Origin of the sequence: Shewanella sp. M16 (assembly GCF_018224605.1) — a bacterium.
Lineage (GTDB): Bacteria > Pseudomonadota > Gammaproteobacteria > Enterobacterales > Shewanellaceae > Shewanella > Shewanella oncorhynchi.
In genome coordinates this window covers 49,869-65,571 of sequence record NZ_JAGTUL010000013.1, presented here as the reverse complement: position 1 = coordinate 65,571, position 15,703 = coordinate 49,869, and the positions used below count along the sequence as shown (strand labels likewise).

14 protein-coding genes are annotated in these 15,703 nt (G+C 47.0%); 5 read left to right on the top strand and 9 right to left on the bottom strand.

Going from position 1 to position 15,703, the window contains the following annotated elements; all coding sequences use genetic code 11:
- Window positions 1-15 precede the first annotated feature (15 nt).
- Window positions 16-399: a hypothetical protein gene (locus KFE26_RS10755; protein WP_249195672.1), complete on the top strand. Its 384-nt coding sequence runs from the start codon at window positions 16-18 to the stop codon at window positions 397-399.
- 37 nt (window positions 400-436) lie between these two features.
- On the opposite strand, the gene KFE26_RS10750 is transcribed toward KFE26_RS10755, so the two are convergent.
- From KFE26_RS10750 to KFE26_RS10720, 7 genes are all read right to left on the bottom strand, one after another.
- Window positions 437-790, bottom strand: a complete 354-nt coding sequence (locus KFE26_RS10750; RefSeq protein ID WP_212600392.1) for a DUF2956 domain-containing protein — start codon at window positions 788-790, stop codon at window positions 437-439.
- Window positions 791-904: 114 nt separating this feature from the next.
- Window positions 905-1,744, bottom strand: coding sequence for a heme ABC transporter ATP-binding protein (locus KFE26_RS10745; RefSeq protein WP_212600391.1), 840 nt, complete (start codon window positions 1,742-1,744; stop codon window positions 905-907).
- 10 nt (window positions 1,745-1,754) lie between these two features.
- On the bottom strand, window positions 1,755-2,771 hold the full coding sequence (locus tag KFE26_RS10740) for a FecCD family ABC transporter permease (RefSeq protein ID WP_028761552.1): 1,017 nt from the start codon (window positions 2,769-2,771) through the stop codon (window positions 1,755-1,757).
- Between the two features lie 50 nt (window positions 2,772-2,821).
- Complete coding sequence (locus KFE26_RS10735) at window positions 2,822-3,808, bottom strand: hemin ABC transporter substrate-binding protein (protein ID WP_212600390.1); 987 nt, start codon at window positions 3,806-3,808, stop codon at window positions 2,822-2,824.
- 96 nt (window positions 3,809-3,904) lie between these two features.
- Complete coding sequence (locus KFE26_RS10730) at window positions 3,905-4,342, bottom strand: biopolymer transporter ExbD (RefSeq protein ID WP_168824988.1); 438 nt, start codon at window positions 4,340-4,342, stop codon at window positions 3,905-3,907.
- Window positions 4,339-5,094 (bottom strand): MotA/TolQ/ExbB proton channel family protein, encoded by a 756-nt coding sequence (locus KFE26_RS10725; protein ID WP_212600389.1) that lies wholly within the window; start codon window positions 5,092-5,094, stop codon window positions 4,339-4,341. The genes KFE26_RS10730 and KFE26_RS10725 overlap by 4 nt, the downstream gene beginning before the upstream one ends.
- 136 nt (window positions 5,095-5,230) lie before the next feature.
- Entirely contained in the window at window positions 5,231-6,103 is an 873-nt protein-coding gene (locus KFE26_RS10720) for an energy transducer TonB (RefSeq protein WP_212600388.1), read from the bottom strand.
- 334 nt (window positions 6,104-6,437) lie between these two features.
- Between KFE26_RS10720 and KFE26_RS10715 the strand changes: the two genes are divergently transcribed.
- The 4 genes from KFE26_RS10715 (at window position 6,438) to KFE26_RS10700 (ending at window position 11,968) form a co-directional block, all read left to right on the top strand.
- Complete coding sequence (locus KFE26_RS10715; RefSeq protein WP_212600387.1) at window positions 6,438-8,528, top strand: TonB-dependent hemoglobin/transferrin/lactoferrin family receptor; 2,091 nt, start codon at window positions 6,438-6,440, stop codon at window positions 8,526-8,528.
- 140 nt (window positions 8,529-8,668) lie between these two features.
- On the top strand, window positions 8,669-9,250 hold the full coding sequence (gene hutX, locus KFE26_RS10710; protein ID WP_283090730.1) for a heme utilization cystosolic carrier protein HutX: 582 nt from the start codon (window positions 8,669-8,671) through the stop codon (window positions 9,248-9,250).
- A 37-nt stretch (window positions 9,251-9,287) separates the two neighbouring features.
- Window positions 9,288-9,845, top strand: a complete 558-nt coding sequence (gene hutZ / locus KFE26_RS10705) for a heme utilization protein HutZ (RefSeq protein ID WP_028761546.1) — start codon at window positions 9,288-9,290, stop codon at window positions 9,843-9,845.
- 218 nt (window positions 9,846-10,063) lie between these two features.
- Window positions 10,064-11,968 carry an ABC transporter transmembrane domain-containing protein gene (locus KFE26_RS10700; RefSeq protein WP_212600385.1) on the top strand — a complete coding sequence of 635 codons (1,905 nt, stop codon included), beginning with the start codon at window positions 10,064-10,066 and terminating at the stop codon, window positions 11,966-11,968.
- Between the two features lie 97 nt (window positions 11,969-12,065).
- On the opposite strand, the gene KFE26_RS10695 is transcribed toward KFE26_RS10700, so the two are convergent.
- Both KFE26_RS10695 and ccoG read right to left on the bottom strand, forming a co-directional pair.
- Complete coding sequence (locus KFE26_RS10695; protein ID WP_212600384.1) at window positions 12,066-13,667, bottom strand: AMP-binding protein; 1,602 nt, start codon at window positions 13,665-13,667, stop codon at window positions 12,066-12,068.
- A gap of 519 nt (window positions 13,668-14,186) precedes the next feature.
- A complete protein-coding gene (ccoG, locus tag KFE26_RS10690) occupies window positions 14,187-15,659 on the bottom strand; it encodes a cytochrome c oxidase accessory protein CcoG (RefSeq protein ID WP_212600383.1) in 1,473 nt (490 codons plus the stop codon).
- Window positions 15,660-15,703: the final 44 nt, after the last annotated feature.

Sequence of the window (15,703 nt, the reverse complement as noted above, 5' to 3'; positions counted from 1 at the left end):
GGACAATAAATGGATATGGGGTTCAATATACAAGCTATCGGCCTATCGCTTGTGAAACTTGTTACTCAGGGACTGTTTATGGACACTAAGCTGTTTTTTCAAAATGGTAAGTTAACACTGGATATCAACCCCAGTGAGATGCGAATGTCGCATTGGGTTTATGCGCCTGTGTTAATCAATACTGAAACGGCGGAAGTGCTTTTTGATTTATCAGGGAAGGGCTGGGATTTTCGGTCAGCAGAAGAAAATGGTGATGACATCATTTTAAAGCTTGCCCGTTATCCTGATGCGAACAACGTATTTAGGCTCGTTCTGAATATATCAAAAGACCGAGCAAGCCTTAACGGTAATATTTTTTCAATTAATGATGTGTGTAAGGTATTAGAGGATATTGCCTAACAAGTGATATATGGGAATCTTGATTTTTATTTATAAATCATAGCTTTAAATCTGCAAGGATATATGCGGCAAACCCTACCCAACTTAATAGTAAAAGCGTTATGGCAATCCAAGTCGCGGTGGTGAACTGACGTTGAGATTCGAATAATTCGTCTGAATCCTCTAGTTCATCAGTGTCATTAACTGTGCGAGATTTTGCTCTCAATTGTTGTTTACGTGCTTTATCCCGTTCGCGAGCTTTGGCTTTTTGCAGCTTTTTATATTCAGCAATACCTTTTTCAATCCCTTGGGCAATGAGTTTAGTTTGCTCTTTGGTTTGTCCCGGTTTTTGGGTGGCTTTGGCTGCGACCAGTGCTTCTTGTTGAGTTTCTGTCGAGATAGTGGGTTTCATCTGGGCTCTGCCTAAATTAATGCGGCTGTGGCTAAAAGGTGATAGCTAAAGTGTAAACGCAGCGATTATACCCACATTAGACCTCAAAAATGTAAGATGAATACCTTCTTTCCATTAAAAAATCAGTGGATGTCCACCCTGTGGGGCGGGGATATATACGGGCTCGTAGTCCCATACTTCCCTAATGGTATCAACCGACAGTGCATCGGATGGCGTGCCTTCACTGACGATTCGCCCTTGTTTTAACACAATTAATTGATCGCTATAGCGCGCGGCTTGGTTTAAGTCATGCAGTACCACTATTACAGTGTAGCCTTGTTGGTGAGCTAAGTTTTGGGCTAATTCAAGTACTCTGTGCTGCTGGGCAAGATCTAACGCCGATGTTGGTTCATCCAGTAATAGTACGGGCGGAAACGGCGATTGCCTGAGTTGAGTCAAGACTCTGGCGAGTTGGACTCGCTGTTTCTCGCCACCAGAGAGGGTTGGATAGCTGCGCTTAGCCAGATGGGTTAAGCCCACTTGCGCCAGTTGCTCGGTAACTAACGCATCTCCTTCTATCTTACTGATGATTAAGGGATATAAGCCCATTGCTACGACTTCTGACACAGTGAAAGGAAAGGTGAGGCTGGCGTGTTGCGGCAGTACAGCTAAGGATTTTGCAAGCTCTCTCCTAGGCCAATCCGCCAGTTGGCTATGGCCTAGCCGTATACTTTGCCTTGGTGTGCTGATTTCTTGGCAAAGGGCTTTAAGCAGGGTGGATTTACCCGCACCATTTGGGCCGAGTAGGGCGGTTACCGCACCCGATTGAAACTGTACATTAATATCACTGAGCACGGTTTTTGGGCCGATGCTGACATCGAGCTGACAAATGCTGAGCTCGGTGCGATCAAATTGCGCCTTGGCTGAATAAGTTGTCGATTGTGATGGTTGATTTGCAAAGGATGTTGCAGCCATAAAAACTCGCTTAGATTAGCTTACTGCGTTGTTGCAGTAGTAAAAAGATGAAGAAAGGCGCACCGATGAGCGCGGTGACGAGTCCAACGGGTAACTCGGCAGGCGGTAAAAAAGCGCGCGCGCCGATATCGGCCAATGCCAATAGGGCTGCACCTAAAAGTGCGCTGATGGGCAGCAGTTGGCGATGATCTGGGCCTAACATCATGCGCACTAAATGCGGCACGACGAGGCCGATAAAGCCGATAATTCCTGTTGCAGCTACACTTACGCCAACCCCTAAGGCGCAAAGCAAAATAAGCCTAAGTTTGAGCCTATCGACATCTATCCCTAAGTGGCGTGCTTCGGATTCGCCAAGCAGCAAGGCATTGAGTGCCGCCGCATCTTGGTGAAATCGCCAACTCAGTAGCGCTAAGGTCACAAGACACAGACTGACATATAGCCACTGCGCACCTGCAATCGATCCCATTTGCCATAGGGTTAAGTCACGTAGCGCCATGTCGTTGGCAAGATACGTGAGAACACCTATTCCTGCGCCTGCCAGCGCAGCTATGGCAACACCCGACAAAAGTAATAATACGACCGATGTACCTGTTGGGCTGCTGGCGAGTCGGTAGACGATAAGGGTGGTCACTAATCCCGATGCAAACGCACTGATGGGGATCATCAACGGATTCGCGTTGGGTAGCAGCACGATACAGATGGCTGCGCCAAGTGCAGCGCCGGATGACACTCCGATAATACCGGGATCCGCTAAGGGATTGCGAAAAAGCCCCTGCATTACCGCGCCGCACTGTGCGAGCGTAGCGCCTACTGCTAACGCCAGTAATGTCCGTGGTAAGCGCACATTGTTGATTACCAGTTGCTCGTGGGGCGCAATATTGCCGATATTTTGCTGGGTAGCCCAATTGAACACTGCATTTAGGGCGTCGACAAAGCTGATGCTAACGGGGCCAGTGCTGACCGAGAGTAAGCCGCTGAGGGCTAACAGTGTGACTAGACTCGGCCAGAGCCAGCGGTTGAGAAACATCTCAAATATCCTTTCTATTTTTATCTGGGGTTAATTAGTGCTAACTGTACTCATCGCTGCGTTTGTGAATGGTTTTGCTTGAGCAATGTGCTGGCGAGCGTATCCGCGGCGCTTATGGCACTGATGCCTAAACCACCGAGAAGGGCTTGCGGTGCTAGTGTTTGAATATGGCCGTTTTCACCTGCTGGGGTATGGGCGAGTAGTGGCATCTCTTTCAACAGTTCTTGAGCAATTTGTGCATTAGTTTGATCTGTGGGTTTATCGCTACGCTTTGACAGCAAAATAATGTCGGGCTGCAAGGACAGAATCCCTTCTTGAGACATGCTTTTGTAGCCATCAAACTCGGCGATATTTTGTGCCCCAGACAGCTCGATAATAGTATCTGCGGCTGTGCCTTTACCGCCAACCCGTGCACCGCGGCCTTCTTGTAACAGCATGAAGAGAATTTTTGGCTGAGAGCCCGCATCGCGCACTTGTTGTTTTTTACCCGCTAAGCTTTGCAGTTGTTGATGTAAATCTTGTTTTAATTTAACCGCATGTTCTTGGCGATTGAGTAAGTGACCTAAGGTATCCACATTGTTCATCAGTTGTGGTTCATCATTTGTTGCGGGTAATTGCACGACTTGGATATTCGCCTGTTTTAAAACCTTAAGTGTGGTTTCTGGTCCCATCACATCTGAACCGACAACCAGCGTTGGGGAGAGGGCAATAATGCCTTCGGCGGAGAGCATTCTGTGATAACCAAGCTTAGCCACATGGCTCAAACTTTCAGGCACATAGCTGGTGGAATCGATGGCGACTAGCTCATTGCCTGCGTCGAGGGCGAGCACGAGTTCTGTGACCCCTGTACCCGCACTCACGAGCCTTATCTCTGGCTCGGCGCTCAGTTCAGCGCTAAAAACGCTTGAGGATAGTAAGGCCGTAAGTGCTGATGTGAAAAAAATAAATTTTTTCAATGCTTTATATGTGCGCTTATGTTGATAACGTTGAGCACTGGAACCTTTGTTTACTGGTATTTTAGTTGCTTGAAACAACATGGTTAAACTCCTAATACAACTTGTTCGCGACAGGCTTAGATGCCGTTTTTTGATGTCAGACTTTTGCTTTCTCGTTTAAATGGCTGGTCGGATACGCTAATGCTCCATCAAAATTTGTGTCTGACTGATGGACTGCGTCTGCAACAGTGCCAGCAGTTGCATCAAAGGTTCCACTGGCGCGGCTTTGTCGGCGGCAATGACAACCGTCGCCTTCGGCATAGTCTGAAAATGTGCAGTAAATTCAGTGGTAAAAGTGGCTAAGTCATCAAACTCTTTGCCATCAATAGCCCAATAAGGCGCTGTTGCCATGATATTGATGGCAATTGTTTGTTTGTTGTCAATTGCCGTGATGGCTGAGCTTGGGCTTTGTGGCACATCTACCGGCAAACTCAATAATTGGCTATTTGCCGTCAGCAGTAAAAACACCAGCACGATAAAAATAATGTCGATTAACGCGGTTAAATCTAGGCTCGGAAGTTGCTCAGGCGAAGCAATGCCAGCCTGCGATAAGAATGATTTATCTGCACTTATCATGTCTGTGGCTCAATTTGAGAATGGGGCTTGGATGCCAATTTTTGCTCGACGCTGGTTTTACTGACTCGGGTGAATGCTTGGTAATGATTGGCATCAATTGAAATATCTTCGATACCCGCTAACCAGAGATTGAGTTGATTGAGCACATGCCCAGCGCGCAGGCATTGGCCTTGAGCCCAGATCCCAAAAAGATGGGCGGCGGTAATGGCGGGCACGGCGATCATGAGTCCGGCAGCTGTGGTGTTCATCGCAAGGCCCAGTCCAGCACTGAGTTGTGCTGGCGTGACAGGGCCTTGTGATTGCCCGAGTTGGGCAAACATTTCGATAAGTCCTAATACTGTGCCGAGCAAACCGAGTAGTGGACTAATGATGCCAATCACTTGTAAAACCTTGAGTCCGGCTTGCAAGTCGCGTTGTTGCTTATTCAGCCACAGACTGAGTAATTCTTCCCTTAGCACTTTTGGCTGGTGGACTTGTTTGAGTAACAAGGTCGCGCCACGGGCGAGTAAATCTTGCTGTGCGCTGGTTTGCGCTAGCAGCGCGCTGACGTTTTCAGTGGTCGCCGCTGAGCTTGATTGACGCAATGCTTTTACCCAGGCCTGTTTTTTGGGCCAGATTGATAGCAAAGTTTGATGCAAAAACAAGGCGCTACGTTCAAGGCAGATCATCAAAGCTAAAAAAGCACATAACAACAAGGGCCAAGTCAGCACGCCAAGCTGAGTCTGTAGGGTTGAAAAATCAGTTACGGGCATTAAGCCTCTCCAATCTATTGAAAAAGTAGTTTTATATGTAAGTTAGTAAAACAAAAATCAGGCTAGTTGTGCGGTGGCTAATTCCCTACGAGCTAACTCTCCACGAGCTAACTTTTCAGTGGCAACATTGGGCCTGTTAGTTGAGCGCGAAGCGAATAGGCACTCTGACCTTATAATGACTCGCTAGCCTTTGCGCTGGCGCCGCAAATTGCCAGTTTTCAACTGCATCTAACGCGGCTTGATCTAACAGACTGAACCCTGAGCTTTTTACTAACGTCAGTGCCAGTTGCTCACCAAGTTCGTTAAACATCACTTCTATGGTTGCGGTGCCTTCTAGCCCTTTTTTACGCGCTATCTTTGGATAAGTCGGTTGCGGTGGTGCTGCAGCGAACAGCGGTTTGGCTAATTCCACTATGTTAGTTTGGGCACTGTCAGTTGTTACACTTGCCACATTTGGGGTCGCTTTTGCATCAACTTCGGCTGCGTTAGCGATTAAATCCATTTGTGCAGTTTGGGGTTCTGTTTGTTGTTCAACTTGTTCGAGTCGCTTATGTGCTAAAACGCTTGGATTTAAAGCACTTGGTTCTAAAGCGTTCGTCACTAAAGGGTCCTTATTCGGATGATTGTTAGCCGTGGGTTTTGTTGCTGAAGATTTTTTGGCGAGTTGGCTATCAATTCGTTGATCAGCTTTAGTTTTCGGGATAACCGCCTTATCGACAGATTCTGCTGTTGATACTTTTTGCGCTGTACTGTTTTTTTGCACTGTACTGTTCACTGTTGCTACTTTGGCGTCTGTTTGCTTGATGGGCTCTGCACTCGTGTTGCTTGTAGCGCTAGTCGCGGTAGAAAAATTAAGGGTGACAGTATTCGCGCTGGGAGTGAGTGATGCTTGGTTTACGCTCGATGATTGGGCGCTTGGCTGCATAGTCATAGCGGGTTGGGAGGCGATAACACCCGTCTGGATGGCAACCGTTAACGCGCCAAAGGCAAGATATCGTTTTGGTGTCACAGCAACCTCTTTTTCCAATGAAAGCCATTTTCCTAATTAAGATATCTCAATATAAACAAGATCGCAAATGATAATGATTTGCATTTGATCTATTTTATTATCTCAGGTAGAGTGCCTGCAATAGCTCGAATGAGCGCTTAAAAAAGCAGCTAAACCGACAATTTATCCTACTTTATGGGTACTGATTGCCTTGGGCTCGATCTGGAAGGGGTTCAATCTCGAAAGAGCCAAATCTGGAACAGACTCAATCTCGAAAGGATTGGCGTCTGGAAGAGAGTCTAGGCTCAGTAATAAATTGTACGGAAACAGCTGAATATCACTTGAGGATGAAGAGATGAAAAAAAAGCCGTTAGTGATCGCCATGGCGATAGCACTGAGTGGTACGGCCCTAAGTTTTACGTTAGCGGCAGAGGAAAGTGTTAAGCCCGTTGTTCAACAGGATGCGAATAAAAAACTGGTCACGACTGAATTTGATGAAGTATTGGTGAGTGCAACACGCATCAGTGAAAAAGCCTCCGAAACCAGCCGTAGCGTGGCAGTGGTGGATGAAGAGCAACTTACGGTCGCCCAAGCATCATCAGTTGCCAATGCCCTTAAAAATGAGGCGAATATTACGTTGACTAATGGCCCAAGAGCTTCATCTCAAGGGGTTGAAATCCGTGGTTTAAGTGGCGATCGTGTGTTGCAAACAATTGACGGTGCAAGACAAAATACCAGCTCTGGTCACAGAGGTACCTACTTTATGGACCCAGAGTTGCTCAAATCCATCGAAGTGCTGCGCGGCCCTGCAAGTAGCTTGTGGGGCAGTGGTGCCCTCGGTGGCGTCGTAGCGCAGAATACTAAGTCGGCACAAGATTTTTTAGCACCAGACGAGACCTTTGGTGGCTATTTCAAACAAGGTTATGAGACCAATGGCTCCCGCACTAAAACCAGTGGCGCTATTTATGGGCAACAAGACAGCATCGATTGGTTACTCAATGGTTCCTATTACGATTCAAACAATATAAAAACTGGTAATGACGAAACTCTAAACAACAGTGCATCCCAAGGCAGCAGTGGTTTAGCTAAATTCGGTTGGCAAGCCGACGAGGCATCACGGTTAGAGTTATCTGCAAGAGCCAGCAAAAACAATGAATTAGTACCGAGCAATCCTTCTGCTGCTGTGAGTAGTTCAGTGCCTTTGGTGCGCCGCAAGAGTGACGATCAAAACCTCACCCTAAACTACAGTCTCAATCCTGCTAATAACCCGTATCTGGATACTAAGATGCAAGTGTATTGGAACAGTACCGACTACGATGAAGACCGTATTACGAAAGGTCAGCAAGACAGTACTGAGTTCCGCACTGTGGGGATTAACCTTAATAACAGTTCGCGTTTAGGCAATACTCTGTTGACCTACGGGGTCGATGGTTTTCGCGATACTATAGAAACGACGCGTGATGATTCGGGCCAAGTGGGCCAGCGTCCAGAGAATATCGATGGCGAAACCACAGTATGGGGCGCTTTTACACGTGCGGATATCGAGCTGACTCAGACGTTAAATCTTGATGCGGGTCTGCGTTATGACAGCTTTAAAAATGACAGCCATAATCTCAACTTATCCTCAGATGACAATGAGTTATCACCATCGCTTGGCTTGGTGTGGCAGACTCAGCCTTGGCTGACCTTAAGCGCACGTTACGATCAAGCCTTCCGCGCACCTACGGTAGAGGAAATGTTCTCCAGCGGCACCCATTATTGTATCCCGCCAATCCCCGGATTTTTACCCCAAGGTTTATGTAACACCTTCGCGGTGAATTCGGATCTAAAAGCAGAGACTGCGCGCAATAAAGAAATCAAAGCGGACTTACGTTTCAGTGAGTTAGCGGGTGATGATGAACTGGCGCTAACGTTTAACGTTTTCCGTAACGATGTGGACGATTTTATCGTGCAGCAAGTATCTAATCCTTGGCGTGGCATTCCTGGATTCGAGCAAACGACCTCATGGAATAACGTTGAAGATGCACGTTTAACAGGTTTTGAAATTAGCGGTCGTTACCGTATTGGCCAAACTCGTTTAGCGATGAATTACGGCCAAACCCATGGCGAAGATCGTCAAACGGGCGATGATATAGAAAATATACCCGCCAATAAGTTCAATGTCGATTTATCCCAAGGCATTATGGAAGGCGACATGAAACTGGGCACTCGCGTCACTTATGTGGCGACTCAGTCGAATACGCCTGATGGCTTTAAAGTGGCGAAATACGACGATTACACCCTATGGGATGTGTATGTTGCGTGGGAGCCGACTATGGGCGCGATGGCGGGTGTGAGAGTGGATTTCGCAATCGAAAATATCGGTGATGAGAAGTATCAACAGGCGTGGCAAACCTTGTATCAGCCGGGTCGTAATATGAAGTTATCGGCGCGCTATATGTTCTAAGCCCTGCATTAAAGTGCTGACTCCCGTTTCGGCAAATGCTTAGTGTTGTTCAATCTGAGCACACGCCAAGTGCCAGAATACACGGGAGTCAGCGTTTAATGCCAAGCCACTCAATAGTCACTACCGCTGGAGACAGTAAAATGAAGATGACACTCGATACCGAGCTCGATGTCGCGCCAGATTTAAACTCTGAGCAACGTCAGCTAAGTGAGCAACAGGCGCAATTGCGACAACGATTTGAACAACAAGCTGATTTAATGCCAGCGCAGCTCGCCAGTGAATTAGGCATTGCCGAGCTTGAAGTGGTCGCTGCATTGCCGCCCGAACAAGTGGTGTTTGTTCCGTTAACTCAGCTTGATACCTTACTGCAAGCCTTACCCAAATGGGGAAAGTTAACCACTATTGTGATGTTATCTGGCAGCGTATTTGAATTTAAAGGGGATTTCCCCGAGGGAAAATACGCCCACGGTTATTACAACCTCTACAGCAAGGGTGACGGTTTGCATGGTCATCTCAAATTAGATGCCATGCGCGGCATCGCCTTGATCAGCAGACCTTTTAGAGGTAGCGAGAGCCATTCGATTAACTTTTTCGGCAGTGAAGGTGAGGTAGTGTTCAAAGTATATTTAGGTCGTGATAAACAAAGAGCACTGTTTCCTGAGCAAGTTCGCCAATTTAAAGCGCTCGCGACAGCCTTTGCCTCGGTGCAATCACACCTCTGAATTGCAGCATTAACAAAAGTATTAAGGAAAACAGTAAATGAAGCCTGAAATTACCGAACAAGAACAACGTTTAAGAGACAAACTCTTACCCGAAATCGAAGCCTTTAAACAGCAGCGCGAGACCTTACAACTGGCCACCATTGGTACAGATGGCCAGCCGAATGCGAGCTATGCGCCCTTCGCTCTGGCTGATGATGGTTTTTATATTTTGGTGAGTGACTTAGCCCGTCACGGTCATAATTTAAAGCACTCATCTAAGGTTTCTGTGATGTTAGTTGAAGACGAAACTGCGGCCAAATCGGTTTTTGCCCGCAAGCGTTTAACCTTCGATGCGATTGCCGAGGCAGTGCCCCGCGATACGCCCGCCTTCAGCAAAGGTGTTGGTGTGTTATCGGCACGTTTTGGCGAAATGTCCGATAACCTTGCGGCGTTAACCGATTTTAACTTATACAAGCTCGCGCCCCATCAAGGTCTTTACGTGAAAGGTTTTGGCCAAGCATTTAGCCTTAGCGGCGCAGAGTTGTTAGATGTGGATTGGAAGCGCGATGGCCACCACGGCACGCCAAAAACGCCGGAAAACAAGCAAGTCGCTTAAGCCGCGTTAAGCTATTGCAATAAAAGAAACCCGCACTCGCTGCGGGTTTCTTTTATGCTTTTCTTTTGAGTAAAACCACACAGCCCTTGAATTCCACTGCAAGAGGTAGCATCTCACTTATATGCTTTAAGTCATGCTGCGCGGTTTACGGCTGCAGATGATCCCATTCATGCTGATGTTATATTTGAATTGCCTTACCTACCTCAAGGATGCCACCCGTGACCGAGCCGACACACGAACTCGCCAAATCATCTGAACCCATTAAAGCGGGAGCTGAGCCATTGCCCGAAAAGTTAATTCCAGTCACGCCTACAACAAGCGCTGATACATCAAAGGCTAAATGGACCTCGGCGCAGCAAAGATCGGTATTGCCTTGGATTATGGGGTTTCTTAAACCCTACAAACTGAAAGTTGTCGCGGCGATTATCTGCTTGATGATAGGGTCACTCGCTTGGCTATCATTAGGCCAAGGTGTGCGCTTAATGGTTGATGAAGGCTTTGTGCGTGACAATGCGCAGCGGCTGAATGAAATCATACTGTTAGTACTCGGGATTACCGCCGTCAGTGGCACAGCTGTGTTTTGCCGCTTCTACTTGATGACTTGGCTTGGCGAGCGGGTCAGCGCCGATATTCGTCTAACGGTTTACAATCAACTACTTAAACTCTCTCCCGCCTTTTACGCTAAGGTACGCACTGGTGAAGTGATCTCCCGTTTTACCGCCGATTCTACTTTGCTACAAACTGTGGTGGGTTCGAGTCTGTCCATGGCGCTGCGCTCTAGCGTAACTGTTCTTGGTGGTTTAGTCATGATGGGTATCACTAGCGTTAAGATGACATTGCTGGTGTTGTTGGCTGTGCCCTTAGTGTTAGGGCCGGTGATCTTTTTTGGTCGCAAAGTACGTGTGTTAGCACGGGAAAGCCAAGATAGGGTTGCTGATCTCGGCGCTTATGTGGATGAAACACTTCATGAAATTCATACGGTACAAGCCTATGGGCATGAAGATAAAGACCGTAGCTTGTTCAATCGCCGCGTCGAAGATGTCATGTCTGCGGCCAGTGGCCGGATCCGTTACCGTGCCTTGCTGATCTCAACTGTGATGTTTTTAAGTATCGCCGCGATTGCTATGGTGACTTGGGTCGGTGCCCACGATGTGATGGCGGGTAAGATGACGGGCGGTGAGTTATCTGCCTTTATGTTTTACGCTGTCATGGTCGCGGGCGCAGTAGCGACCATTAGCGAAGTGATAGGCGAGATCCAGCGGGCTTCTGGCGCCGCAGAACGTTTAATCGAACTGGCTGAAACACAAGTGGATATTCCCGTTGCAACTCATCCTGTGAGTTTACCCGCCAAGGTCAGTGGCGAGTTAATGATTGAAGGGCTCAATTTTGCCTATCCAGAGCATGATGCCTTAGTGCTAAAACAGCTCAATATGGCTATTGCCGCGGGTGAGCGGGTTGCCTTAGTCGGGCCAAGTGGCGCGGGTAAAAGTACCTTGTTCCAGTTATTGCAACGCTTTTATGTGCCTAGCGCTGGCAGTATTCGACTGGAAGGTATTGATATTGCAAATCTTCTTCCGCAGGAGTTGCGGTCGCAGTTTGCTCTAGTGCCGCAGGACTCGGTGATTTTTGCGACTAGCGTACTTGAAAACGTGCGTTATGGTCGAGTCGATGCCACCGAGCAAGAAGTGATAGATGCCTGTATTGCGGCCCGTGCCCACGAGTTTATTAGCGAGTTTACTGAAGGTTATCAAACCTATTTAGGTGAGCGTGGTGTGCGGCTTTCTGGTGGACAAAAGCAACGTATTGCCATTGCGCGGGCGATTTTAGCCAACAGACCGATATTGTTACTCGATGAAGCGACCAGCGCTTTAGATGCGGTAAGCGAGCAGAAAGTGAAGCAAGCGCTGGATGTATTGATGGCGGGTAAAACGACTTTGATTATTGCTCACCGTTTATCGACGGTAATCAATGCCGATAGGATTTTTGTGTTTGATAAGGGCGAGATTGTCGCCAGCGGTCGCCACCAAGAGCTGATGCAATCTAATGCGTTATATCGTGAATTTGCCAGTCTGCAATTGTTAACCGAAGAGGCCAATGCCAGCGCCTTGAATGAGACCATTTAGGTAAAATAAAACCCAGTCGCTAGCTGAAACGCTCAGGCTAGCTTACTGGGTCTTTTATTGTGTTTTTGTTTCTTAGCTTTGCCTTTAAATGCGTTTTTTAAGCTTTATCTTTTAGCTCGCGGCGCAGAATTTTGCCGACGGTACTTTTAGGTAATTGCGCCATAAATTCAATGACTTTTGGCAATTTATAGGCGGTTAACTGCTCGCGGCAATAGGTTAGAATAGCCTCTTTAGCCTGTTGATGATCTTGGCTATCATCCTTTAGCACAATAAAGGCTTTAACCGCTTCGCCCGAGTGCTCATCTTTTACTCCCACCACGGCGCATTCGATCACATTAGGGTGGCTTGCTAGGACGTTTTCCACTTCGTTGGGATAAACGTTAAAGCCTGAAACTATGATCATATCCTTTTTGCGATCCACAATTTGATGGAAACCTTCTGCTGTTGCTATGGCAATATCGCCGGTTTTGAAGAAGCCATCTTGAGTCATAGCATTGGCGGTTTCCTGCGGATTATTCCAATATCCCCGCATAACTTGTGGGCCGCGCGCAGCTAATTCTCCGGCCTTACCTAAGGGCACTTCAATGTCGTTTTCATCTAAGAGTTTAACCTCAGTGCCAATCACTGGTTTACCAATAGTACCTAGTTTTTGATAACCGGGTGCATTGAGTGAAATCACCGGCGAAGTTTCAGATAGCCCATAACCTTCACTGATCATGTTGCCTGTCGTCTGTTGCCAAATGTTGGCCGCCGCGGCCGTCAGTGCTGTGCCGCCCGAGATGGTGATTTTTAAATGGCTAAAGTCGAGTGCTTTAAACTCGGGTTGATGGCATAGGGCGACAAACAGAGTATTGAGTCCTGCAAATCCAGTGAAGGGATATTTGGCGAGTGTCTTAATTAAGCCGCTAATATCCCGTGGATTTGGAATTAATACCGAGCAGCCGCCACACTCGAAATACAGCACTAAGTTCACCATAAACGCATAAATATGGTAAATCGGTAGCGGTGCAACGAAGATATCTTCCCCTTCGGCAATCACGCTCGCGATGCGGGATTTTACCTGCGCCGCATTAGCGAGCATATTGCCGTGGGTCAACATGGCACCTTTAGATAATCCAGTGGTGCCGCCCGTATATTGCAACGCCGAGAGGTCGTCGAGTTTTGGTATGAATCGGCTAAAGGGGAGCTCTGCGCCTTGTTTTAAAATTTGGCAAAACTCCACATTCTTCAGGCCTGTCTTAGGTTGTACGTGCGGATCGATCAAATCTAAAGGGTGGGTTGAAATGACATATTCTATTTTGGTGCTGTCGATGACTTTGGCTAAGGTCGGTAATAGATCGGATAACACCACGATCGCTTTGGCACCAGAATCATTGAACTGATGGATGAGCTCACGCTCGGTATATAGGGGATTAGTGTTAACAAGGATAAGCCCAGCCCTGATTGCGCCGTAGGCCGCGATGACAAATTGGGTGATATTAGGCAATTGAATGGCGATGCGATCGCCCGGTTTGAGTGTGGTCTTATTTTGTAAATAGGCGGCAAAGTAACGAGAATCGCGTTCTATCTCGTTAAAACTGCTGGTTTTACCGAGACAGGCATAGGCGGGTTTATCACCGTAACGCAAGCTGGTTTTCTCGATCAGATCGACCAGTGATGAGTAGTTTAGTTTGAGTTGAGAGTCTTGATCGTATGCCATGCTGAACTACCTCAAAGATGATGTTTAGTTGTTATTATTTTGGAGTTAAACAGGTGTTTAGATTAGAGGGTGTTAGCACTAGAGGTCAATGCTTATCGCGAAAAACATCTTTATGCCAATAACGGTATCTTTATGTAACAAATAGTATTTTTACTCTAAAGCTGAGTGCTTAACTATAGCTTAGTTATCTTAGAAGCTTAGTTATCTAATGAACCACAAAACCTAAATAAGAGTTGAAGGAAAGACAATTTAAAATTTGTAACCGTTATGTTTCTAAGGATTAAGATTGAATGTGCTCAATTTGCTTTGTCTATGCGCCGTTTAACGGGGAAATTTTCAGCTTTGTAGGTGTTTAAGGTTTGATTCCGATGTATGAGACGTTAAAGATCAGGTTGTCATTTGGGGATAAATTTCTGCCTTTAACCGGCGCTTGAGTTGATTCCTCAAGCGCCGATTGGGTAGTTAATTTGATGATGACCAATGTTACGGTAACTCATATTAAGCGCTAAAAGCTTAGTGCTAAGGACTGAAGAATCCGGTTTCTTGGCTTACTTGTTGTGTTGGCTGTTTAACATCCGTCACCGAGAATTGGATAATTTTGCGCCCCGAGGGGATGGCATCCTTATCGGCTAATACTGTGACGGGATAGTCCACTTGTTCACCCGCTGCCAAGGTAATAATAGGATCGGCAATCAAGCTAAAGGGCATTTCACTGTCGACGGCGAGTTGATATTGCTTAGTATCTTGTGTCTTGTTTCGGATCTTCAGCTGATAGGTATTTTCAACTTTATTATCCGAGGTTTCACGGTACAAGCTTTGACGATCACGGATCACGTTAAGCTGGATCTCGCTGCGGCTATTTAAGTCTAACCCTATGACGATAAACATGATAATGACCGCTGCACCGTAGCCTAAGAAACGCGGCGAGCGCCAATAGGAGTAATTCACTCCCTTAAGATCATTTTCACTCATATAGCCGATAAGATTCTGCTTGTAATCGAACTTCAACATAGTCTCATTACAGGCATCGACACAGGCGCCGCAGTTGATGCACTCATATTGCAAGCCGTTACGAATATCTATCCCTGTTGGGCAAACTTCGACACACAAATTACAGTCAACACAGTCACCTAAAGTATGGCCATCTTGACTGTTCTCTTGTTTACGTTTGCGAGGGCCACGGGCTTCACCGCGCTGTGCATCATAGGTCACGGTTTTAGTGTTGGCATCAAACATCACAGCTTGGAAACGTGAATAGGGGCAGCAATGTAAGCACATTTGCTCGCGCATCCAGCCCGCATTGAGATAAGTACAAATGGCGAAAAACCACACCCAGCTTGTCACCCAGAAGCTGGCATTACCCGTCAAAATGTCCACATAAAGTTCGCGGGCGGGAATAAAATAACCGATAAAACCACAGCCAGTGAGCAGAGCTGTTAGACCCCAAAGTAGGTGTTTTGCACTTCTTTTACCGATTTTACTGCTAGTCCAAGGGGCTTTATCGAGCTGCTTACGTTTATTACTGCTGCCTTCGATGCGCGTTTCTATCCACACATAGATAAAGGTCCACGCTGTTTGTGGGCAAAGGTAACCGCACCAAACACGGCCCCAAAATACGGTAATGAAAAACAGACCGAAGGCGGCGGCGATAAAAATCCATGCCAGCAAGGTAAAGTCCTGTGGCCAGAGCGTGATACCAAAGAAAAAAAACTGTTGTTGGCTGATATCTAACAGTATTGCTTGGCGGCCATCAATAGAAATAAACGGCAGGGCGAAAAACATCACGATCAATAGGCTATTCATCATGGTTCGCAGGCGCTGAAAATCACCTTTTTGCTCACGGAAATGGATATTGCCAGAGGGGAGACGACTCTTTGCTGCGGTTTCAGTAGAGAGGTTTTTAACCGGAATGTGTAGCTCTACTGAGGCAGGTTTCGCGCCCACACTCTTATTTACACTTGGAGAATTTGGGGTAACTTCGCTCTTGGGCATAAAGGGTCCTAACGGCTTAAATAAGATTCGCCTCCCTATAGCAA